This is a genomic window from Fredinandcohnia onubensis, assembly GCF_002734285.1.
Taxonomy (GTDB): Bacteria; Bacillota; Bacilli; order Bacillales; family Bacillaceae_L; genus Ferdinandcohnia; species Ferdinandcohnia onubensis_A.
The window spans coordinates 365921-387678 of record NZ_NSEA01000003.1; the positions used below are offsets into that span (position 1 = coordinate 365921).

The following is a 21758-nucleotide window of genomic DNA, read 5'->3' on the forward strand; positions in this document are numbered from 1 at the left end:
TGCAGGTGGTGGAAAAATAGATGCAAAGATATTTCGTCGATCATATAAGCGAAACACAAGCCACAATTACAGGTGAAGATGTACACCATATAACACGAGTTATGAGAATGTCAGTTGGAGACTCTATTTTTTGTTGTTATAATGGTAGAGTAGCTATTTGTGCAATTACTGAAATTACCAATGATACAGTTTTGGCAAATGTTGTAGAATGGGTAGAGAACTCGAATGAGCTCCCCATTAAGGTATGTATTGCAAGCGGACTACCAAAAGGGGATAAGCTTGAATATGTAATCCAAAAAGGGACGGAGCTTGGGGCATCTGAGTTTGTCCCTTTTGTTGCGGCACGTTCAATTGTCAAATGGGATGAAAAAAAAGGACAAAAAAAGGTAGAACGGTGGGCGAAAATTGCAAAGGAAGCAGCTGAGCAATCCCATCGCGCAATGGTTCCCAACGTAAACAAACCATTATCATTTCGAGACCTTTTGTCCTTTAGTCAATCTTATACTTATAAGGTAGTGGCTTATGAAGAGGATGCAAAGCGCGGTGAAAGCTCTAATCTAGCACGTGTTTTTTCAAAAATGAAAAATGGCGAATCTCTTTTTGTTGTGATCGGGCCTGAAGGAGGTCTAACCGAAAAAGAGGTTTCTTCATTAATCGAAAATGAGTTTATTTCCTGCAGCTTTGGACCAAGAATTTTACGTACCGAAACAGCACCATTATTTGTTTTATCAGCTATATCATATCATTTTGAATTGGCGAGGTGACAATCATGTCATTAGTTGCATTCCATACATTAGGATGTAAAGTAAATCATTATGAAACAGAAGCCATATGGCAGCTTTTTAAAGAGTCTGGCTATGAGCGTACTGAGTTTGAAAGTACTGCAGATGTATATGTAATTAACACTTGTACTGTTACAAATACGGGGGACAAAAAGAGTAGACAGGTCATTCGTAGAGCAATCCGTAAGAATCCTGATGCAGTTATTTGTGTTACAGGCTGTTATGCACAAACATCACCAGCGGAAATCATGGCGATTCCTGGCGTTGATATTGTCGTTGGTACACAGGATCGTAAGAAGATGCTTGAATATATCGAGCAATACAAAGAAGAACGACAACCGATAAATGGTGTCGGTAATATAATGAAAACACGTGTGTATGAAGAACTTGATGTACCTTCATTTACTGACCGTACCCGTGCTTCATTAAAAATCCAAGAAGGTTGTAACAATTTCTGTACGTTCTGTATCATTCCGTGGGCACGTGGTTTAATGCGCTCTCGTGATCCACAAGAGGTAATCAAACAAGCACAACAGCTTGTGAATGCAGGCTATAAAGAAATTGTTTTAACTGGAATCCACACAGGTGGATATGGAGAAGATATGAAAGATTACAATCTGGCAGCTCTTTTACGAGACCTAGAATCAAAGGTAATAGGTCTTAAGAGAATTCGTATCTCTTCCATCGAAGCTAGTCAAATTACAGATGAAATTATTGAAGTGCTAGATAAATCCCAAAAAGTGGTAAGGCATCTACATGTTCCTTTACAATCAGGTTCAAATACCGTGTTAAAGCGTATGAGACGTAAATACACAATGGAGTTCTTTGCTGAACGTCTTACAAAGTTGCGTCAGGCATTACCAGGATTAGCTATTACATCAGATGTTATTGTTGGTTTCCCTGGGGAAACGGAAGAAGAATTTATGGAAACCTATAACTTTATTAACGAACATAAATTCTCTGAATTACACGTTTTCCCATATTCAAAGCGTACTGGAACACCAGCAGCTAGAATGGAAGACCAAATTGATGAAGAAGTGAAAAATGAGCGTGTACACCGATTAATTTCATTATCTGACCAATTAGCGAAGGAGTATGCGTCTAATTACGAAGGTGAAGTATTAGAGGTAATTCCAGAGGAAATCGACAAAGACGACCCGACAAGTGGTCTATATATCGGATATACCGACAACTATTTAAAAGTAAAGTTCGATGCCACTGAAGATATGATTGGAAAAATCGTAAAAGTGAAAATTACAAAAGCCGGTTACCCATATAACGAAGGTAAATTTGTAAAAGTCGAAGATGAACTAACGGTTGAACAAGAACAAAGAACAACCGCATAAGAACCAGAGAAACGTAATGAAGTTAATCATTGGATTAGCTTCTTTTTTTTATCGCATAATATGACAGAGAAGTGCTAGTCAAGCTGTTGCAACAATGATATGATGTTAGAGGTACGTACAACTGAAATTGAAGGGAGTAATACATAATGACGAATATTGCAAAAATGATTGATCATACAGCATTAAAAGCGGATACAACGAAAGCGCAAATTGAAACCCTTTGTGCAGAAGCAAAAGAATATGGGTTTATGTCTGTTTGTGTAAATCCAACATGGGTAGAAACGGCAGCAACATTGTTAAATGGTTCAGATGTAAAGGTTTGTACGGTTATTGGTTTTCCATTAGGAGCTAGTACTTCTGAAACTAAGGCATTTGAAACAAAGGATGCAATTGAAAAAGGAGCTACTGAAGTGGATATGGTAATCAATATCGGTGCTCTTAAGGATAAAAATGACGAATTAGTTGAAAAAGACATTCGTATGGTTGTTGAAGCAGCAAAAGGAAAGGCGCTTACTAAAGTTATTATCGAGACATCCTTGCTAACTGATGAGGAAAAAGTAAGAGCTTGTGAACTCTCCGTTAAAGCTGGAGCTGATTTTGTTAAAACATCCACTGGATTCTCAACAGGTGGTGCCACTGTGGAAGATATTCGCTTAATGCGTAAAACAGTAGGTCCAGATATTGGAGTAAAAGCATCTGGTGGCGTTCGTGATGTAAAGGGAACTCAAGATATGATTGATGCTGGGGCAACGAGAATTGGTGCGAGTGCTGGAGTCGCTATCGTTAATGGATTAACTGGTTCTTCAGATTACTAAAAAAGAAATTTAGCTGGCCAAATGGCCAGCTTTTTTATGCAGTTCTATGCACTTTCGTTATAAAATCAGTTAGGACTCCTGCAAATGGTAAAAACAGTAGTGAACTGAGGACATTAAAGATCAAACTAACGTGTGCGATTTGTACATCAGGATGTGATGTGAGTAACATGGCGATTTGACCAAGTACATTAATAAAAGGGAAGAATAACGCTACCCCGATTACGTTCACCCAAATATGAGCATATGCCGCTAATTTTGCTTCATGCTTACTTCCAATACTTGCAATATATGCAGTAATACAAGTCCCTATATTCGCACCAAGTAAGACGGCGATCCCTGCATTTAAAGTTAATAGCTGTTCATTCATAAAACCCATAATAATTCCAGTTGTAGCTGTACTTGATTGAATAATTGAAGTTAATATGGTTCCAACCCCTACACCAAAAAGATTACTTTGATTTGTATTTTGAAAAAAAGTATAAATCGAAGGGAAATCGCCGATAGGTCTTGCGAGTTGTTCGAATCCATTCATTGCCACAAACATGCATCCTAACCCAAATAAAAAGGCACCAAAGCTAAAAACCTGCTGATTTCGAACAAATAAACATAGAAATCCTATGATTAATATAGGGACTATCCATTCAAATAGATCAATAGTGATCATTTCTGCAGTAAATGTCGTGCCTATATTTGTTCCAAGAATAATTCCAATCGATTGTTTAAAAGTTAAATATCCAGTCGCTATTAACCCAACAACAAGAACCATAACAGCAGAACTGCTGTGGACAATTGCTGTAATGATCATCCCAGTTAATAAACCTTTTATTGGATTATTTGTAAAACGAATTAGCCATACCCTTAATTTATCTCCTGTCAAATTATACAGGCCTGTCCTCATAACAGTCATACCAAATAAAAAAATGGCTATAAATACAGCGAATAACGAAATAAGTTCAATCATGCATCTTCACCCCTATCACATTGTATGGACAAGGCTGCTTGAAAATGACTACTTCGACTTATTTATCTTTTTACTTGTTAAATTTTTTGATATAAGTTACAAACTGTAAAAAAGTAAGGATTTAGTAGGAATAACAGTATAAAACTTAATCAAAACTACTGAATATGAACTGCTTTCTAGTGTTCAATTATGATAAATAGTTGACCAAAAAACATGCATATATTATAATTGCAAAGTACATGTTTATTTTTTAGACGATATTTAGCTATCGACACTAAGAGAACCAATGGAACATGTGTCTTAATTAGATGTTAGTGGTTGTTTTCGGAGGGAGGGAATTAGAATGTCAAAAACGGTCGTTCGTAAAAACGAATCGCTTGAAGATGCTCTTCGCCGCTTCAAACGTACTGTATCTAAATCAGGTACTATTCAAGAAGCTAGAAAGCGCGAATTCTATGAAAAGCCTAGCGTAAAGCGTAAGAAGAAATCTGAAGCTGCTAGAAAGCGTAAATTCTAAAAGAGGGTGTAGTTTTATGAGTCTTCTCGAGCGTTTAAATAATGATATGAAAACAGCGATGAAGAATAAAGACAAAGATAGGCTATCTGTTATTCGAATGGTAAAGGCTGCTCTTCAAAATGAAGGCATTAAGCTTGGTTCCAACGAGCTATCAGAAGACGCAGAACTAACTGTTCTTACTCGTGAATTAAAACAACGAAAAGATTCCCTCCGCGAATTTAGTAACGCTGGTCGTGAAGATCTTGTTAATAAAATTCAAACTGAAATTGAGATATTAGAGGTATACCTTCCAAAACAATTATCCGAAGAGGAACTTGTTGAGATTGTGAAAGAAACAGTACAAGAGGTCAATGCTTCTTCAAAGGCTGAAATGGGCAAAGTGATGGCTGCAATTATGCCAAAAGTAAAAGGGAAGGCTGATGGCAGTCTCATTAACAAACTTGTTCAACAGCAACTATCTTAAACAAAGCACCTTACATTGTGTAAGGTGTTTTTCTATATGAGGGAAATTAAATCGCTTGTTTCGCTAATCATAATACTTCATATCAACACATACATAAATCCAAGAAATACCAACAAAAATATTGTATGAAACACACAAATTATTGAAACCTCACTTACATCTCAATCGTATTACATACTATCAAGTCGTAAAAATGAATAGAAAGGGGGGAACGCCTTGAAAAAATTGAGAATATTTTTGTATCTATCCATTATTCTTCTACCTTTGCTCCTTACACTAACGCCTAATAAAAGCTTTAGTGCAACAGATCAGGTAGTTTACATCATTCCGTTAGAAGAAACGGTTGAAAAAGGCTTACATGCTTTTATTGATCGTACGATTACAGATGCCGAGGAAAAAGGAGCGGATGTCATCATTCTCGAGATAAATACTCCTGGTGGGGCCGTTGATGCTGCAACTCAAATCGGAAAACGAATTCAGGAATCAACAATTCCTACAGTTGCATTTGTAAATAACGATGCCATTTCTGCAGGTGCATTTATCGCCTTAAACGCCAATGAGATTTATATGTCTGAGAATGGAAGAATGGGGGCAGCAGGAATAATCGACCAGGCTGGGAATACAGCAGATGAAAAAGCTGTTTCATATTGGCTTTCAGCGATGAAAGGCGCTGCCGAAAACAATGGTCGCAATCCGATTTACGCATTAGCAATGGCGGACAAAGAGATAGACCTGCCAGAACTAGGTGCTGAAAAAGGAAAATTTCTCACATTAACTGCAAATCAGGCTCTAGAGGTTGGATATGCTGAAGGTGTTGTAAAGAATAGAGCAGACTTACTAAAGGCAATTGGCTACGAAAAAGCTGCTGTTGAGGAAGCTGAACTTAGCCTTGCGGAAAAGATTGCACGCTTTATTACGAATCCGATTGTTGTTTCAATCTTATTAACAATTGGAAGCTTAGGTTTAGTAGTTGAACTTTACTCACCGGGATTTGGTATTCCAGGAATAATGGGAATATCATCACTACTACTCTTTTTCTATGGACATTTAGTAGCAGGACTAGCTGGAATGGAGTCCATTATCCTTTTTGTAATAGGAATTGTCTTAGTTTTATTAGAGTTTATATTGCCTGGGGGGATCATAGGCTTGATAGGTTTAGGAGCAATTTTAACAAGCTTTTTCTTGGCAGGAAGTAGTGTTATGGTTATTGGTGTTTCACTATTAGTTGCTTTAGTAGCTACTGTCATCGTTTCAATTATTTTAGTTAAAGTATTCGGTAAGAAATTACACGCCTTCAAAAAGATTATTCTCTTCGATTCTACGAACACTGAAAGCGGGTATGTATCAAATAAGAATCGGGAAGATTTAATTGGAAAACAAGGAATTTCTTTAACAACCTTAAGACCTTCCGGTACAGCAATCATTGACGAAGAAAGACTAGATGTTGTCTCACAAGGGAATTACATTGAGAAAAACACAAAAATTGAAGTGATCAAAACAGAAGGTTCTCGAATTGTCGTTCGAGAAGTTACTGATATTGATAAATAAACTTATTCTAGGAGGAAAATTAGAATGCCAACAGGTATGATTACAATTCTAATATTAGTTGCACTTGGTATTATTTTATTAGCTATACTATTTACATTTGTGCCAGTTGCACTATGGATTTCTGCACTTGCGGCAGGTGTTCGTGTAAGTATCTTTACATTAATTGGGATGAGGCTACGTCGGGTTATTCCAAACCGTGTTATTATCCCGTTAATTAAGGCTCAAAAAGCGGGACTAAATCTTAATACAAACCAACTGGAGAGTCACTATTTGGCGGGTGGTAATGTTGACCGCGTCGTAAACGCCTTAATCGCTGCACAACGTGCGAACATTGAATTAACCTTCGAAAGGGCAGCTGCAATCGATTTAGCGGGTCGTGACGTGTTAGAGGCCGTTCAAATGAGTGTTAATCCAAAGGTTATTGAAACCCCATTTATCTCTGGTGTGGCAATGGATGGTATTGAAGTAAAAGCGAAAGCGCGTATTACTGTACGTGCGAACATTGACCGCCTAGTCGGGGGTGCAGGAGAAGAAACTGTTATTGCCCGTGTAGGTGAAGGTATCGTTAGTACAATTGGTTCACAAAAAGACCATAAAAAAGTACTCGAAAATCCAGATATGATTTCTCAAACCGTACTTGCAAAAGGACTTGACGCAGGTACTGCATTCGAAATCCTTTCCATTGATATTGCTGATATTGATATTGGTAAAAACATTGGTGCTGTGCTTCAAACAGACCAGGCCGAAGCAGATAAGAAAATTGCTCAAGCGAAAGCTGAAGAACGTCGCGCGATGGCAGTTGCAAGTGAACAAGAAATGCGCGCTCGCGTAGAAGAAATGAAAGCGAAGGTTGTGGAAGCTGAAGCTGAAGTACCTCTTGCTATGGCCGAAGCATTGCGCTCAGGTAACCTAGGGGTACTCGATTATACGAACCTTAAAAATATCATGGCTGATACTGATATGAGAAATTCAATTGGTAAAAGCACACATCCAGAGGATGAAGATAAATAATAATTAAACCTCAAAATTTGAAGGGAGGTTTACATTGTGGAATCACCTTTGCAAGACTTGATTAATTTTGTAATGGGAAATGCTTGGATTCTAATCATTATCATTGGATTTGTTTTTAATACGTTTAAGCGATTTAACAGTGGGGAGTCAGAACCTACAACCCCAGTACCAATGCCAAAACAGTTTAATCCGTTTGACCAAGAACGTAAACCTGAAAAAGATGAATATCAGGTAGAAACAAAATATGATGCTGAATTAGAACCAGAAGAGATTCCCAATACTCAAGTTCCAAATACGTTTTATGATCGTTATCTCGAGCTTCAACAACAGGGAACCTATACTGAAACGATAACTGAGGAAGAAGAACCAGTCCTAACGGTTATTAAACCAACTGCTTCAAGAGAAACGAGTCCTGCGAAAACCTACTCGAAAAACAAGGTTGTAGAAGGTATTATTTGGTCTGAAATTCTGGGTCCGCCTAGAGCAAAAAGACCATATCAAATCCGTCGCTAAGTGTCCGTTTATGGATTTTAAAAAATGTACTAAGAACCCCTTTTCACTCATAAACATGAGATGAAAGGGGGTTCTTTGTTATGCCTAAAAACCTAAGTCAACGAATGAGAAGTTGGATTACAAACAAGATGGAACTTCCTGCTGACGTCATGATGGATCTTCCAAGAATAACCATGATTGGACAATTACATATTTACATAGAAAATCATCGAGGATTATTAACCTTTTCAGATAAAGAGGTACGGCTATTACTGAAACAAGGACAACTTCTGATAAAGGGAAATGCATTTGTGATTAAAACAATTTTACCTGAGGAAATAATGCTCGAAGGAAAAATTGAACATGTGCAATATATTGAGAATTGAATCATTGAATCAGTAGGGGGATAAGCATGAAAAATCATTGGATGCACTTTTTTAGCGGGAGCGTCAAAGCTGTTATTACTGGAAAAGGTACAGAGAGATTCATAAATGAATGTGTAAGACAAGGAATTGTCGTGTGGGATGTAAAGAAGCCAGGAACCCATGCCCTGAGCTTCTCTATGTATTTAAAGGATATAAAAAAAATTCGACAGGTTGTCCGTAAAAATGATTGTAAGCTTCGCTTTATTGGAAAAAAAGGATTGCCTTTTCTCGTTCAAAAGGCGATATACAATAGTGGATTTCTAATTGGAGCTTTTTTATTTCTTATCATTGTTACTTTGTTATCGAATATGGTGTGGGGCATAAAAGTAGAAGGTGCCAAGCCAGAAACAGAGCATTTAATTATTAAAGAACTGAAGAAACTCGGAGTTGAAAAAGGGAAGCTTCAATTTTTTATTGAGGATAATGAGTCCTTACAAAGGCATCTAGAAGAAGCGATTAACGATATTACTTGGATTGGTGTGGAGTTAAATGGGACGACCTATCATTTTGAGGTTGTTGAAAAGAACCAACCTGATCCGCCAGAACAGTACAGCCCAAGAGATCTTGTTGCAAATAAGACAGCTATTATCAAAAAACTAATCGTCGAGGAAGGAAAACCAGTTAAAGCAGTAAATGATCTTGTTAAAAAGGGAGATATCTTAGTTTCGGGCAAAATTGGAAAAGAAGGAGAAGAAGTCTATGTACCTGCTCGTGGGAAGATTTATGGCGAGACTTGGTACAAGGTTAAGGTGGAGAAAGAAATTACCACGAAATTAAATGTTCTAACAGGGGAAAATATACAAAAGCATTATATCTCGATAGCAAATTTACGTATCCCTATTTGGGGATATGGTAAAGTTGAATATAAGGAGTATCAAACAGAATTGGATAAAAGGAATATAAAATTTTTCAACTGGGAACTTCCGGTTGCATATGAAAAAGAAACGATAAGAGAAAGTGAAAATATTACCTTAGAGTATCCGAAAAATGAGGCTATTGAAGAGGCCAAAAAAATCGGAAGGAACACTTTAGAACAAGATTTGGATAGTGATGCTGAAATTATTGAAGAAAAAGTTTTGCGTCAATCCATTAACAATGGTAAAGTAAAATTGGAAATAAAATATAATGTTATTGAGAATATCGTAACTACGATACCATTAGTTCAAGGAGACTAAAGGATGTCAGAAGATTTAGTAATGAGTAAACATCAACTTGAAAATCCAAACGAAGCACTTGTGCTGTTTGGAAACAATGACCTCCACCTTAAAAGGATTGAGGAGGAATTAAACGTTTCAATTATAACAAGAGGCGAGGCACTTAATGTTTCAGGAAATCCAACAAGTGTACAGCTTGTAGAAGAAATTATTGAAAAGCTTCTTGGTGTCATTCGAAAAGGAATACGTGTAAGTGAACGTGATGTCATTTATTGTATTCAAATGGCGAAGAATGGTAATTTGGATTCATTTGAAGAATTATATGATGAAGAAATCACAAAAACTGCAAAAGGAAAATCAATTCGTGTAAAAACACATGGACAACGCCAATATGTAGCTGCTATCAAACAGCATGATTTAGTTTTCGGAATCGGACCAGCAGGTACAGGAAAAACTTATTTAGCCGTAGTAATGGCCGTAAGTGCACTGAAAAATGGACAGGTCAAACGAATTATTCTAACTCGCCCTGCTGTAGAAGCTGGTGAAAGCTTAGGATTTTTACCTGGAGACCTAAAAGAAAAAGTTGATCCATATTTACGACCTTTATATGATGGATTACACGATGTACTTGGAGCAGAGCATACGGAACGATTAATAGAAAGAGGAACAATTGAAATTGCCCCATTAGCTTATATGAGAGGGCGTACTCTTGATGATGCTTTTGTCATTTTAGACGAAGCGCAAAACACAACATTAGCCCAAATGAAGATGTTTTTGACACGACTTGGTTTTGGCTCTAAAATGGTCATTACTGGGGATATTTCGCAAATCGATTTACCTAGAGGGGTAAAGTCTGGATTACACGAAGTAATGCATATACTGAAGGATGTATATGGTTCTGCATTTATCTTCTTAGAACAGTCTGATGTAGTACGTCATCCCCTTGTAGCTCGTATTATTGAAGCTTATGAAAAGGCTGAAGCTGGACAATCATGACAAGACCCATGCGAAATGGGTCTTTTTTACCATTAAAGAAACTGGTAAAATCAGGTTAAAGGAGGTTCGAGAGATGAGGAAACCGAATAAGCTGCAAAATAAGTTGTCCATTTTAAAAAGCTATCAATCCCTACATATTTTGATATACATCCTCCTTGCGGGGATTATGTTTTTAGTCATGTTTAGCAATGTGAAACCGGAAGTTTTACAAATCGAAGCTTTAAAACCGTCTGAACAAACAATTCGTTCTCCTTTGACAATTGAAGATAAGGTTGCCACAAAAACAAAACAGGATGCAGCTGCAAAAGAGGTTGAAGATGTTTTCACTCTCAAATCAGATTATGCAGACAATCAAGTTGACCTAGTCATTTCTATTTTTGATTCAATTGATGAAACGAACAATGAAGCATTGGATATATACAACTCAAAGGTCAAAGAATGGGAAAGCCTATCGGAGGATGATCGAGGAGAAGAACCAAAGCAGCTAACAGCTTCTGAAAGGTTACAAATTTTAAAAACCAAACTTCCACAGGATTTAACTGATCGGATTCAAAACGATGTTCTTACAGCTTTATTAACAGCAAGTCCCAATCAATTATCACGCACAAAGGATGCAGTTATCACAGCTGTTAATAATGTGATGAACACTAGAATTCCAGCTTCTGAAGTTGAGAATGCAAAAAATAAAGTAGTTGAGGAACTACGTTATTCAAGTGTCGATACAGCTCTTCGAGAACCAATGCGTGAAATGGCGCGTTTTGCAGTTGTGCAAAATGTCTATTATGATGTTGAAGCTACGGAAGAAAAGCGTCAGCAAGCGATTGAAGCAGTTGAGCCAGTTAAAATACTGCAAGGTCAAATTATTGTTGAAGAAGGACATTTAATCACTAGGGATATATATCGCCAGTTAGAGCTACTTGGTATGACTAGCACAAATAACCCTATACAGCCATTCATCGGCCTGTTGTTGATTATTCTATTGATTATAACCGGGATTATTTATCATTTTCATAATGAGATGATTCCAACTGATCGGCATCGGAATATCTATTTATTAATTTTTGCGATTATCTTTACTATTACCATTCTATTAATGAAGGGTATTAGTTTATTCCAACAAATCGATTATTCTGATATAGGATATATTGTTCCGGTGGCAATGGGGGCAATGCTAATAAAGCTATTAATTAATGAAAAAGTTGCGATACTTTCAAGCATGGTTTTCGCTGTTTGTGGAAGCCTTATCTTTAATGAAGGTGTGACGGGTACGCTTAATTTCTCAGCGGGAATCTACTTCCTGTTTGGTAGCTTGGCTGGGGTGCTTTTCTTAAGTAAGCATAATCGTAGGGCGAAAATTCTCCAAGCTGGACTCTTTGTAGCTTTAATCAATATTTTAGTTATATTTTCAATTATGTTATTACAAAACGGTAGTTATTCAAGTCTAGACTATGGCTCTTCGATTATTATGGCAGTCTTATCTGGAATAATTGCTGCTGTATTAACTATAGGTCTATTACCATTCTTTGAAGCTGGATTTAATATTTTATCAACCATGAAATTAATCGAGTTATCAAACCCAAATCACCCGTTACTGCGGAAAATTTTGACGGAAGCTCCAGGTACCTATCATCATAGCGTTATGGTTGCAAATTTATCAGAATCAGCCTGTGAAGCAATCGGGGCAAATGGTTTATTAGCTAGAGTGTCATCGTATTATCATGATATAGGAAAAACAAAACGACCGCATTTCTTTATTGAGAATCAGATGAATATTGAAAATCCGCATGATAAGATTGCACCACAGCTTAGCAAAACAATTATTACAGCACACGCTACAGACGGGGCAGAAACTTTGAGGAAATTTAAGATGCCAAAGGAAATCGTGGATATAGCAGAACAGCACCATGGTACAACACTGTTAAAGTATTTTTTCCATAAAGCAAAACAACAAAGTGAACGAGATATCCTAGAATCAGATTTCAGATATGTGGGTCCTAAAGCAAAAACAAAAGAGGCAGCGGTGATTGGGATTGCAGATAGTGTTGAAGCAGCTGTGAGGTCGCTTTCAACTCCTACTCCACATAAGATTGAATCATTAGTAAATAGCATCATTGCAGACCGCTTACAGGATGGACAATTTGATGAATGCGATATAACACTGAAAGAACTTGATGTAGTTGCGAAAACACTTTGTGAATCACTAAAAGGGATTTTCCATTCAAGAATTGAGTACCCTACCGAGACCACAAAACAGAAGGTGAAGGAAGCATGAGACTAGAAATTGATTTTAATGATGAAATTGGTGAAGTAAAAGAGGAAGAATGTACATTAGTTCAAGAACTATTATTCTTGGCTGCTGATAAAGAAGGAGTCAGTGAAGGAACTGAGGTCTCCGTTACGTTTGTTGATAATGAACGGATTAAAGAAATAAACCGAGAATATCGTGACAAAGATCAACCGACTGATGTCATTTCATTTGCTATGGAAGAAATGGGTGAAGGGGAAATAACGATTATTGGTGAAGACATACCAAAGGTATTAGGGGACATTATCATCTCAATTCCGAGAGCAAAGGAACAGGCCGAAGATTATGGTCATTCTTTTGCAAGGGAATTAGGTTTCCTTGCTGTCCATGGTTTCTTGCATTTACTTGGCTATGACCATATGACAAAAGAGGATGAGGAAAAAATGTTTTTAAGACAAAAAGAAATTTTAGAGGCGTATGGTCTTGAAAGATAAACAAAAGAATAGATGGTCACGCTTAATCTATAGCTTTTCGTATGCTTTACAAGGCTTACGAGAAGCATTTTTTTCAGAACGAAATCTGCAAATTCATTTTTTTTTCTCGGTTATCGTTATTTTTTGTGGTTTCTTGTTTCATATTACAAAGGTAGAATGGCTGATTGTTCTCCTTTTATTCGGCGGAATGTTTTCAATTGAAATGCTGAATACTGCAATTGAAAAAGTGGTAGATTTAGTCACGGATGAGTATCATCCCTTAGCTAAAAAGGCTAAAGATATTGCGGCTGGAGCTGTATTAATATATGCGATAATAGCCATTATAGTTGGATTAATCATTTTTCTACCGTATCTATACAACTTAATATAGAGAAAATTCTTACAATTATGTAACAAATGAAACATAAACGATGATTTCGTGAACTTTTTTATGTAAAATGAAAATACACTGCCGTACTTAGATGCGCAGAAAGGAAGAAGAATTAGTGAAAACAGAGGAACTAATCAACGAAGCGAAAAAAGCAAGAGAACTAGCATATGTTCCATATTCAAAGTTTAAAGTAGGGGCTGCTATATTAACAAAGGATGGTAAAGTCTACCATGGCTGTAATATCGAAAATGCAGCATACAGTGTAACAAACTGTGCAGAGAGAACAGCGCTATTCAAGGCTGTTTCTGAAGGAGATAAAGAGTTTGCAGCAATTGCTGTAGTTGCAGATACAGAACGACCAGTACCGCCTTGTGGCTCATGTCGTCAAGTGATTTCGGAGCTTTGTGGACCTGATACTAAGGTATTCTTATCCAATCTTAAAGGTGACGTACAAGAGATAACAATTGATGAACTGCTACCAGGAGCATTTACACCGGAGGATTTACATGGAAACTAAGAATAATTATAAATCAGGTTTTGTTTCAATTATAGGACGACCAAATGTTGGGAAATCCACTTTTTTAAATCATGTTATCGGGCAAAAAATCGCTATAATGAGTGATAAACCACAAACGACACGAAATAAAGTTCAAGGTGTTTATACAGAAGAAAATTCTCAAATTATTTTTATTGACACGCCTGGTATTCATAAGCCAAAGCATAAGCTTGGAGATTTTATGATGAAAGTCGCTCAGAACACACTCAAGGAAGTTGATCTAGTTTTATTTATGATCAATGCGGAAGAAGGATATGGTCGTGGGGACGAGTTCATTATTGAACGTCTAAAAAATATTCAGACACCAGTTTTTCTCGTTGTTAATAAGATAGACCAAATACATCCTGACAAATTATTGGAGTTAATCGAGAAGTACAAAGGACTTTATCCATTTAAGGAAATTGTTCCAATTTCAGCACTCCAGGGAACGAATACCCCTAGATTAGTTGAACAGATCAAAGTTTATTTACCAGAGGGACCTCAATACTATCCTGCTGATCAGGTAACTGACCATCCTGAACGATTTATTATTACCGAGTTGATTCGTGAAAAAGTGCTTCACCTAACAAGAGAGGAAATTCCACATTCAATCGCAGTTGTAATGGATTCACTCGAAAGAAGAGAAAGTGGAAATACTGTCTACGTTGGCGCTACTATTATTGTCGAACGTAATTCGCAAAAAGGAATTGTAATCGGAAAGCAAGGTAGTATGCTAAAAGAAGTTGGGAAACGAGCAAGAGCAGATATTGAGGCATTGCTTGGTTCAAAAGTTTTTCTAGAGCTTTGGGTAAAGGTTCAAAAGGACTGGCGTAACAAAAGTTCTCAACTTCGAGATTACGGCTTTAGAGAAGATGAATATTAAAGTCTAAGTATACGTAAATTCCAAAAAAATACACGGATTAGCAAAATTTATGTAACATGTTTTTTAGGATTTTCGGTCAAGATATTCTTACAAGTGAATGAAATTGGAATAGTCTTTGCTAGTGTTTAAATTACAGAAAGGTGGGGTTACTATGTTAGATTTTACCTGGAAGGTGTTTAGTCAAACAGGTAATGTTGATACGTATCTTCTTTTTAAGGAATTGGAACAAGAGAAGACAGAGAGACCCGAGGCACAAAGTGAGGAGCTAGCAGAAATAGATTTTCCAATTACTTGACCATCCTAAAAAAGCGTCTTAAACTTTAAATAAGAATGTATGACGCAAATAAACAATGGTAATTGGATTGCCTAGTTGCCAATGGATGGTGACAGTAGTGCTACAAAAATGCGAAGGTATTATCATAAGAACAAGTGATTATGGTGAAACAAATAAAATCGTAACTTTGTATACCCGTGAATGGGGGAAAATAGGGGTAATGGCAAGAGGCGCAAAGAAACCTAGTAGTCGCCTTGCAGCTATTACCCAGGTTTTTACATATGGACAGTTTTTAGTTCAAAAGACGTCAGGTTTAGGCGTTTTACAACAAGGTGAAACGATTTCAACCTTCCGAAGCATTCGGGAAGATATTTTCTTAACGGCATATGCATCATATGTAGTCGAGTTAACCGATAAATGCACAGAAGATAAGAGATCAAACCCATTTTTATTTGAAACGTTGTATCAAACACTAAATTACTTAAATGAGGGATATGATCCTGATATTCTTTTGTATATATATGAGCTTAAAATGCTGCCACTGCTTGGATTGTATCCTCGACTTAATGAATGTACAAACTGTAACAGTACAGAGGGTGAATTTGCCTTTTCGATAAGAGAGGGTGGGCTACTTTGCCACCGTTGTTATGAAAAAGAACCCTATCATCTGAAAGTATCGCAAGCAACAATTCGATTGTTGCGCTTATTTTATTATTTTGATTTAAACCGATTAGGAAAAATTGCCGTAAAAGACGAAACGAAGAAAGAATTGAAGATTGTCATTGACATGTATTACGAGGAATATTCAGGCTTGTATCTAAAGTCTAAACGATTCCTAGACCAACTTGAAAATTTACGTCTAACCTAACGTGGTCTACTTGACATCGCAGTGAATTTGGAATATAGTTCAAATAAAATAAGAGTTCAAAAAGTTGACGAATCAGAAGCGAGAAGGTCAAGGAAAGAGTGCCTTGAGGACCGCAGCGTATGCTCTTAATACGTGAGGACCGGAGAGGCCGAATGACGCAGAGATTCGAAGTCTTATCATTTGGCTACTTTTTGAACCTCATCTAAAAATATTTGCACGGTGAAGGAAAGTAGTACTTATCCCCGTTCATAAAAGCGAACCTAGGATGGTGGAAGCTAGGGTATGAACAGATAAGGAAGGCGTTCCAGAGTGTATCGCTTGAAAGAGGCAATAACTCATAATAGAGTTATTTGCAAATAGGGTGGAACCGCGGGTAAACTCTCGTCCCTATGTCTACAATTAGGCATAGAGGAGGGGAGTTTTTTATTTTATTTTAAATAGTTTTTTCAATCTAGCTGCAGCGCCTAGAAACTCGAGAAACTTAGACTCCTCCTGCAGAGGCAAAAAGCGCCTCTTTGTCGGAGTCTCCGACGCACAGGATGTGCTAGTGCCGACGTTGCCTCAGGACGTGGCGATTCTAGTCGGCCAGTTTCCTCGTTTCTGAGCAAGGCGCTCCGCTTTATTATTTTGGAGGTGCAAGATTAATGAATATTCAAGAAATGATATTAACCTTACAGAAGCATTGGTCAGATCAAGGTTGCATTCTTATGCAGGCCTATGACGTTGAAAAAGGTGCTGGAACAATGAGCCCATACACATTCCTAAGAAGCCTTGGCCCTGAGCCGTGGAATGTGGCATATGTTGAACCTTCAAGACGCCCAGTTGATGGCCGTTACGGAGAGAACCCAAACCGTTTATACCAACACCATCAATTTCAAGTGATCATGAAACCGTCACCTGATAATATTCAGGAACTATATTTAGATTCCTTACGTGCATTAGGAATTAATCCATTAGAACATGATATCCGCTTCGTTGAAGACAACTGGGAAGCACCCACTCTAGGCGCAGCAGGTCTTGGTTGGGAAGTTTGGCTTGATGGAATGGAAGTTACTCAATTTACATATTTCCAACAAGTTGGAGGTATTGAATGTAAGCCAGTATCTGTTGAGATTACATATGGAATTGAACGTTTAGCTTCATATATACAAGATAAAGAAAATGTCTTTGATCTTGAATGGACAAAAGGATTTACAGTTCGAGATATCTTCCATCAGCCTGAGTACGAACATTCAAAGTATACGTTTGAAACATCAGATACAGAAATGCTATTTAACCTATTTAGCATTTATGAAAAGGAAGCGCACCGTCAAATGGATGAAGGACTCGTTCACCCAGCATATGACTATGTTTTAAAATGTTCTCACACCTTTAACCAATTAGATGCAAGGGGAGCTATCTCAGTTACAGAAAGAACTGGATATATCGGCAGAGTTCGTAATTTAGCCCGTAAGGTAGCTAAAACGTTTTATGAAGAGCGGGAAAAATTAGGCTTCCCAATGCTGAAGGCAAAAGGAGACGATCGTAATGAGTAATCGAGATTTATTGATTGAAATTGGATTAGAGGAAATGCCAGCACGCTTTGTAACAGATTCTATGAATCAGCTATCTGATAAGGTTACAAATTGGCTGCTTGAACATAATATTTCATTTGAGCAAGTAGAACGTTTTTCTTCTCCTAGAAGACTAGCGGTTCTTGTTCGGGACGTTTCTGACAAACAAAAGGATGTTGAACTTGAAGCAAAAGGTCCTGCCAAAAAAATTGCCCTAGACCAAGATGGAAATTGGACAAAAGCTGCAATGGGGTTCACAAGAGGACAGGGTGCTTCAGTTGAGGATATCTTTTTTAAAGAAATAAATGGTGTGGAATATGCACATATCAATAAATTTATTAAAGGGAAAGACACAAAAGAAATATTAGGTGAACTTGAGGATGTTATCGTACATCTTTCATTCCCTAAAAATATGCGTTGGGGCGATCAAGACCTTCGCTATGTCCGTCCAATTAAATGGATTGTCGCTTTGTTTGGAGATGAAATTATTCCAATCACGATTACAAATGTAACATCAGGTAATAAAACCTGGGGCCATCGTTTCTTAGGTCAAGAAATTGAGATCGCATCTCCTAGAGACTATGAAAAAGTACTGATGTCTCAATATGTGATTGTAGATTATCTTGAGCGTAAAGAAGCCATTACGAATCAAATTAAAATACTTGAAGAAGACAACGATTGGGAGATTCCAATTGACGAAGATTTACTGAATGAAGTAACGAATCTTGTTGAATATCCTACTGCCTTTTTCGGAAAATTTGAGGAAGAATTTTTGAATTTACCTGTAGAAGTGTTAATTACAAGTATGAGAGAGCACCAACGTTATTTCCCTGTTAAGGACAAAAGCGGTGCTCTACTCCCTTACTTTGTTGCAGTTCGTAATGGTGATCATAAATTTCTTGAAAAAGTTGCTAGAGGGAATGAGAAGGTTTTACGAGCACGTTTATCTGATGCAGACTTCTTTTATAAAGAAGATCAAAAGTTAAAAATTGATAACTTAGTTCAAAAGCTTGATAAAATAATTTACCAAGAAGAAATTGGTTCAATTGGTGATAAGGTTAGAAGAATTCAGTATATCACTAAGCGGGTGTCAGAACTTCTTAAAATAGATAGCCAAACACAGCAAAAAGCAAACAGAGCAGCAGAAATATGCAAATTTGATCTTGTAACCAATATGGTGTATGAATTTCCTGAGCTTCAAGGGGTAATGGGTGAACGTTATGCACGAATAAGTGGAGAAGACGAGGAAGTGGCGGTAGCTATTAACGAGCATTACATGCCTAGACATGCTGACGATTCTAGTCCTGCTTCGACTATTGGCGCATTAGTTAGTTTAGCGGATAAATTGGATACAATAGTTGGATGTTTCTCAATCGGTATTATTCCAACAGGTTCACAGGATCCATATGCATTACGCCGTATGGCTTCAGGTGTCGTTCAAATCTTATTAGATAAAGGTTGGAATATTGGCCTTGAAGAAATAATCGATGATGTATTAGATCTGTTTATTGAGGCCAAAGTTGCGAAGCTTGAAAAACAAGAAATTAAGAAAGAACTTGTTCACTTCTTCAAATTACGAATCAAACATGAACTAAATACTAGAAACATCCGCTATGATATTATTGATGCGGTTCTTGGCACAAAGATTGGAAATGTTGGACTTATTATTAAAAAGGCGGAAATGCTCGAGAATAACAAGGACCACCAAGATTTTAAAACAACCATTGAGTCATTAGGTAGAGTTGTTAACATCGCCAAAAAAGGCGAAGAAGCTGAAATTAATCCTAGCCTTTTCCAATCTAAAGAGGAAAAGAATCTCTTTGAGAAGTTCACTGAAGTAAAACCAAAAGTAATTGAAAGTCTAAACAACCATGAAGTAGCGGAAGCTTTCCATTTATTAGCTTCATTGAGAGAGCTAATTGATCAATACTTCGAACATACAATGGTTATGGCAGATGATGCTGCAGTAAGAAAAAACCGACTTGCACAAATGGTGGAACTAGCTAACACTATTTTTCTAATTGGGGACATGAACGTAATTATTGTAAAATAAACATGAACGTGAAAATCGTAATGTGCCCGTTTATGACCACGAAAAAGAAGCACTTGGGATAAACAATTAAAAAACTAGGAGCAGAAGAATTAGCTCCTAGTCTTTTTCTATTTACTATACGCGATTACGCAATTAGTATATAATAATTAATAATTAGTATAACTCTTTTGACATTTTACATATTTAAAATAAATACTATAGATTTTAGGAATGGTGGTGAGTACAATAGAACTGAGTAAGCGGCAAGAACAAATCGTACAAATCGTAAAAGACAATGGGCCAATCACTGGTGAAGCTATTGCAGAACGTTTAAATTTGACTAGGGCAACCCTTCGTCCGGACCTCGCTATTTTAACTATGGCAGGATATCTTGAAGCCAGGCCTCGTGTCGGCTATTTCTATACGGGAAAAACAGGGCTGCAATTACTTGCGGATAGGATAAATAAAATTAAAGTGATGGATTACCAATCTATCCCAGTTGTGATAAATGAGAGTATATCTGTCTATGATGCAATTGTGACAATGTTTTTAGAAGATGTAGGTACATTGTTTGTAGTGGATAAATCATCACTTCTTGTTGGAGTTTTATCTCGAAAAGATCTACTGCGGGCAAGCCTTGGAAATCAGGATTTAAAATCTGTCCCGGTTACAATTATTATGACAAGAATGCCAAATATCACGATGTGTGAAAAAGATGATCTTTTAATTGACGTGGCTCATAAATTAATTGAAAAACAAATCGATGCATTACCAATTGTTAAGCAATCTGAACGGGGTATAGAGGTAATTGGCAGAATCACTAAGACCAATATGACAAAAGCGTTGGTAGGACTTGCTGGTGATGAAATCCTTTAATGAGCATTTGATCTTTTAAGTTAGGAGATGGAGAATTAAAATGAGTAATCGCGTTGTATATGTAGTATCAGATTCAGTTGGGGAAACAGCTGAGTTAGTTGTTAAAGCGGCAGTTAGCCAATTTAACGGCTCCCATACAGAAATTAAACGAATTCCTTATGTAGAAGATACAGCTACTTTAGCAGAGGTTGTCGCACTTGCCAAACTTAATAATGCAATTATTGCGTTCACACTTGTTGTTCCTGAACTGCGAGATTTTCTTGTGATCGAAGCTGCACGTGAAGGGGTAATTGTAAACGATATCCTTGGTCCACTAATCGAGAAAATGTCTGGCCTTTATGAAAGTAACCCAAGATTTGAAGCAGGTCTTGTACGCAAACTCGATGAGGATTATTTCAAAAAGATTGAGGCAATTGAATTTGCTGTTAAGTATGATGACGGTCGCGACCCAAGAGGGATTTTACGTGCAGATATCGTCTTAATCGGGGTTTCAAGAACGTCCAAAACGCCTTTATCTCAGTATCTTGCCCATAAGCGCTATAAAGTTGCAAACGTTCCAATCGTACCAGAAGTCGATCCACCGGAAGAGCTCTTTAAAGTATCACCGAATAAATGCTTTGGACTAAAAATCAGCCCAGAGAAGCTAAACCATATTAGACGTGAAAGATTAAAGTCATTAGGTTTAGATGACCAAGCGATCTATGCAAATATTAATCGCATTAAAGAAGAACTTGACCACTTTGAATCACTCGTGAATAAAATTAATTGTGATGTAGTGGATGTATCAAATAAAGCGGTTGAAGAAACAGCAAATATTATTTTAAATAAAATAAGTAATCGTAAAATAAAATAATCATAAGACTACTTATACAGTAAAAAACATATCTCTAAAAAGATATGTTTTTTTATGGCGCTTGAGTGAATTTTATATTATAATAAAAAATTGTGATAAAAATACATATTTTTAGGTTTAGAGTTCGATTGGATAGAATAAACTATATATTGAAGGTTGTCAAGGATAAATTATGGAATAGGTGAATTAATTTTCGACATTTTTTTCTTGTTTCCAATCTTTTTCCTTCAAAAATGATAGAAAATCTGTCCATAATTGCTCACCT

23 protein-coding genes are annotated in these 21758 nt (G+C 37.0%); 22 read left to right on the forward strand and 1 reads right to left on the reverse strand.

Going from position 1 to position 21758, the window contains the following annotated elements; genetic code table 11:
- The first annotated feature begins 20 nt into the window (after nucleotides 1-20).
- From CKJ95_RS04585 to deoC, 3 genes are all read left to right on the forward strand, one after another.
- The gene (locus CKJ95_RS04585; protein ID WP_099352215.1) at nucleotides 21-764 is read left to right on the forward strand and encodes a 16S rRNA (uracil(1498)-N(3))-methyltransferase; all 744 of its coding nucleotides are present in this window, start codon (nucleotides 21-23) and stop codon (nucleotides 762-764) included.
- Between the two features lie 5 nt (nucleotides 765-769).
- The gene (gene mtaB / locus CKJ95_RS04590; RefSeq protein WP_099352216.1) at nucleotides 770-2128 is read left to right on the forward strand and encodes a tRNA (N(6)-L-threonylcarbamoyladenosine(37)-C(2))-methylthiotransferase MtaB; all 1359 of its coding nucleotides are present in this window, start codon (nucleotides 770-772) and stop codon (nucleotides 2126-2128) included.
- Between the two features lie 146 nt (nucleotides 2129-2274).
- Nucleotides 2275-2943 (forward strand): deoxyribose-phosphate aldolase, encoded by a 669-nt coding sequence (gene deoC, locus CKJ95_RS04595; protein ID WP_180271404.1) that lies wholly within the window; start codon nucleotides 2275-2277, stop codon nucleotides 2941-2943.
- A gap of 34 nt (nucleotides 2944-2977) precedes the next feature.
- Here the strand turns inward: deoC and CKJ95_RS04600 are convergent, their stop codons facing one another.
- Nucleotides 2978-3904, reverse strand: coding sequence for a Na/Pi symporter (locus tag CKJ95_RS04600; RefSeq protein WP_099352218.1), 927 nt, complete (start codon nucleotides 3902-3904; stop codon nucleotides 2978-2980).
- Nucleotides 3905-4247: 343 nt separating this feature from the next.
- On the opposite strand from CKJ95_RS04600, the gene rpsU reads away from it, so the two are divergent.
- The 19 genes from rpsU (at nucleotide 4248) to CKJ95_RS04695 (ending at nucleotide 21493) form a co-directional block, all read left to right on the forward strand.
- Nucleotides 4248-4421: a 30S ribosomal protein S21 gene (gene rpsU / locus CKJ95_RS04605; RefSeq protein WP_015595024.1), complete on the forward strand. Its 174-nt coding sequence runs from the start codon at nucleotides 4248-4250 to the stop codon at nucleotides 4419-4421.
- Between the two features lie 16 nt (nucleotides 4422-4437).
- Entirely contained in the window at nucleotides 4438-4884 is a 447-nt protein-coding gene (locus CKJ95_RS04610) for a GatB/YqeY domain-containing protein (protein WP_099352219.1), read from the forward strand.
- Nucleotides 4885-5100: 216 nt separating this feature from the next.
- Nucleotides 5101-6432 (forward strand): NfeD family protein, encoded by a 1332-nt coding sequence (locus tag CKJ95_RS04615; RefSeq protein ID WP_099352220.1) that lies wholly within the window; start codon nucleotides 5101-5103, stop codon nucleotides 6430-6432.
- Between the two features lie 24 nt (nucleotides 6433-6456).
- On the forward strand, nucleotides 6457-7443 hold the full coding sequence (gene floA / locus CKJ95_RS04620; RefSeq protein WP_099352221.1) for a flotillin-like protein FloA: 987 nt from the start codon (nucleotides 6457-6459) through the stop codon (nucleotides 7441-7443).
- Nucleotides 7444-7479: 36 nt separating this feature from the next.
- The gene (locus tag CKJ95_RS04625; protein ID WP_099352222.1) at nucleotides 7480-7956 is read left to right on the forward strand and encodes a hypothetical protein; all 477 of its coding nucleotides are present in this window, start codon (nucleotides 7480-7482) and stop codon (nucleotides 7954-7956) included.
- Between the two features lie 80 nt (nucleotides 7957-8036).
- Nucleotides 8037-8321: a sporulation protein YqfC gene (yqfC, locus tag CKJ95_RS04630; RefSeq protein ID WP_099352223.1), complete on the forward strand. Its 285-nt coding sequence runs from the start codon at nucleotides 8037-8039 to the stop codon at nucleotides 8319-8321.
- A gap of 26 nt (nucleotides 8322-8347) precedes the next feature.
- Nucleotides 8348-9535: a sporulation protein YqfD gene (gene yqfD, locus CKJ95_RS04635; RefSeq protein ID WP_099352224.1), complete on the forward strand. Its 1188-nt coding sequence runs from the start codon at nucleotides 8348-8350 to the stop codon at nucleotides 9533-9535.
- Between the two features lie 3 nt (nucleotides 9536-9538).
- Nucleotides 9539-10510, forward strand: a complete 972-nt coding sequence (locus tag CKJ95_RS04640; protein ID WP_099352225.1) for a PhoH family protein — start codon at nucleotides 9539-9541, stop codon at nucleotides 10508-10510.
- Nucleotides 10511-10583: 73 nt separating this feature from the next.
- The gene (locus tag CKJ95_RS04645; RefSeq protein ID WP_099352226.1) at nucleotides 10584-12782 is read left to right on the forward strand and encodes an HD family phosphohydrolase; all 2199 of its coding nucleotides are present in this window, start codon (nucleotides 10584-10586) and stop codon (nucleotides 12780-12782) included.
- The gene (gene ybeY, locus CKJ95_RS04650; protein WP_099352227.1) at nucleotides 12779-13249 is read left to right on the forward strand and encodes an rRNA maturation RNase YbeY; all 471 of its coding nucleotides are present in this window, start codon (nucleotides 12779-12781) and stop codon (nucleotides 13247-13249) included. Before CKJ95_RS04645 ends, ybeY begins: the two co-directional genes overlap by 4 nt.
- Nucleotides 13233-13619 carry a diacylglycerol kinase family protein gene (locus CKJ95_RS04655; RefSeq protein ID WP_099352228.1) on the forward strand — a complete coding sequence of 129 codons (387 nt, stop codon included), beginning with the start codon at nucleotides 13233-13235 and terminating at the stop codon, nucleotides 13617-13619. Before ybeY ends, CKJ95_RS04655 begins: the two co-directional genes overlap by 17 nt.
- Before the next feature lie 115 nt (nucleotides 13620-13734).
- Nucleotides 13735-14136, forward strand: coding sequence for a cytidine deaminase (locus CKJ95_RS04660; protein ID WP_373604829.1), 402 nt, complete (start codon nucleotides 13735-13737; stop codon nucleotides 14134-14136).
- Nucleotides 14126-15037, forward strand: a complete 912-nt coding sequence (gene era / locus CKJ95_RS04665; protein WP_099352230.1) for a GTPase Era — start codon at nucleotides 14126-14128, stop codon at nucleotides 15035-15037. The genes CKJ95_RS04660 and era overlap by 11 nt, the downstream gene beginning before the upstream one ends.
- A gap of 151 nt (nucleotides 15038-15188) precedes the next feature.
- Nucleotides 15189-15332, forward strand: a complete 144-nt coding sequence (locus CKJ95_RS04670; RefSeq protein WP_099352231.1) for a YqzL family protein — start codon at nucleotides 15189-15191, stop codon at nucleotides 15330-15332.
- Nucleotides 15333-15429: 97 nt separating this feature from the next.
- A complete protein-coding gene (recO, locus tag CKJ95_RS04675; RefSeq protein ID WP_099352232.1) occupies nucleotides 15430-16179 on the forward strand; it encodes a DNA repair protein RecO in 750 nt (249 codons plus the stop codon).
- A 644-nt stretch (nucleotides 16180-16823) separates the two neighbouring features.
- Nucleotides 16824-17714, forward strand: coding sequence for a glycine--tRNA ligase subunit alpha (gene glyQ, locus CKJ95_RS04680; protein ID WP_099352233.1), 891 nt, complete (start codon nucleotides 16824-16826; stop codon nucleotides 17712-17714).
- Complete coding sequence (gene glyS, locus CKJ95_RS04685; RefSeq protein WP_099352234.1) at nucleotides 17707-19785, forward strand: glycine--tRNA ligase subunit beta; 2079 nt, start codon at nucleotides 17707-17709, stop codon at nucleotides 19783-19785. The genes glyQ and glyS overlap by 8 nt, the downstream gene beginning before the upstream one ends.
- Before the next feature lie 210 nt (nucleotides 19786-19995).
- The gene (locus tag CKJ95_RS04690) at nucleotides 19996-20640 is read left to right on the forward strand and encodes a helix-turn-helix transcriptional regulator (protein ID WP_306475353.1); all 645 of its coding nucleotides are present in this window, start codon (nucleotides 19996-19998) and stop codon (nucleotides 20638-20640) included.
- A gap of 40 nt (nucleotides 20641-20680) precedes the next feature.
- The gene (locus tag CKJ95_RS04695; protein WP_099352236.1) at nucleotides 20681-21493 is read left to right on the forward strand and encodes a pyruvate, water dikinase regulatory protein; all 813 of its coding nucleotides are present in this window, start codon (nucleotides 20681-20683) and stop codon (nucleotides 21491-21493) included.
- Nucleotides 21494-21758: the final 265 nt, after the last annotated feature.

Coding starts and splice junctions, on each gene's coding strand:
- CKJ95_RS04585 (WP_099352215.1), top strand. CDS start 21: ATGCAAAGATATTTCGTCGATCATATAAGCGAAACACAAGCCACAATT.
- mtaB (WP_099352216.1), top strand. CDS start 770: ATGTCATTAGTTGCATTCCATACATTAGGATGTAAAGTAAATCATTAT.
- deoC (WP_180271404.1), top strand. CDS start 2,275: ATGACGAATATTGCAAAAATGATTGATCATACAGCATTAAAAGCGGAT.
- CKJ95_RS04600 (WP_099352218.1), bottom strand. CDS start 3,904: ATGATTGAACTTATTTCGTTATTCGCTGTATTTATAGCCATTTTTTTA.
- rpsU (WP_015595024.1), top strand. CDS start 4,248: ATGTCAAAAACGGTCGTTCGTAAAAACGAATCGCTTGAAGATGCTCTT.
- CKJ95_RS04610 (WP_099352219.1), top strand. CDS start 4,438: ATGAGTCTTCTCGAGCGTTTAAATAATGATATGAAAACAGCGATGAAG.
- floA (WP_099352221.1), top strand. CDS start 6,457: ATGCCAACAGGTATGATTACAATTCTAATATTAGTTGCACTTGGTATT.
- yqfC (WP_099352223.1), top strand. CDS start 8,037: ATGCCTAAAAACCTAAGTCAACGAATGAGAAGTTGGATTACAAACAAG.
- yqfD (WP_099352224.1), top strand. CDS start 8,348: ATGAAAAATCATTGGATGCACTTTTTTAGCGGGAGCGTCAAAGCTGTT.
- CKJ95_RS04640 (WP_099352225.1), top strand. CDS start 9,539: ATGTCAGAAGATTTAGTAATGAGTAAACATCAACTTGAAAATCCAAAC.
- CKJ95_RS04645 (WP_099352226.1), top strand. CDS start 10,584: ATGAGGAAACCGAATAAGCTGCAAAATAAGTTGTCCATTTTAAAAAGC.
- ybeY (WP_099352227.1), top strand. CDS start 12,779: ATGAGACTAGAAATTGATTTTAATGATGAAATTGGTGAAGTAAAAGAG.
- CKJ95_RS04655 (WP_099352228.1), top strand. CDS start 13,233: ATGGTCTTGAAAGATAAACAAAAGAATAGATGGTCACGCTTAATCTAT.
- era (WP_099352230.1), top strand. CDS start 14,126: ATGGAAACTAAGAATAATTATAAATCAGGTTTTGTTTCAATTATAGGA.
- CKJ95_RS04670 (WP_099352231.1), top strand. CDS start 15,189: ATGTTAGATTTTACCTGGAAGGTGTTTAGTCAAACAGGTAATGTTGAT.
- glyQ (WP_099352233.1), top strand. CDS start 16,824: ATGAATATTCAAGAAATGATATTAACCTTACAGAAGCATTGGTCAGAT.
- glyS (WP_099352234.1), top strand. CDS start 17,707: ATGAGTAATCGAGATTTATTGATTGAAATTGGATTAGAGGAAATGCCA.
- CKJ95_RS04690 (WP_306475353.1), top strand. CDS start 19,996: ATGGTGGTGAGTACAATAGAACTGAGTAAGCGGCAAGAACAAATCGTA.
- CKJ95_RS04695 (WP_099352236.1), top strand. CDS start 20,681: ATGAGTAATCGCGTTGTATATGTAGTATCAGATTCAGTTGGGGAAACA.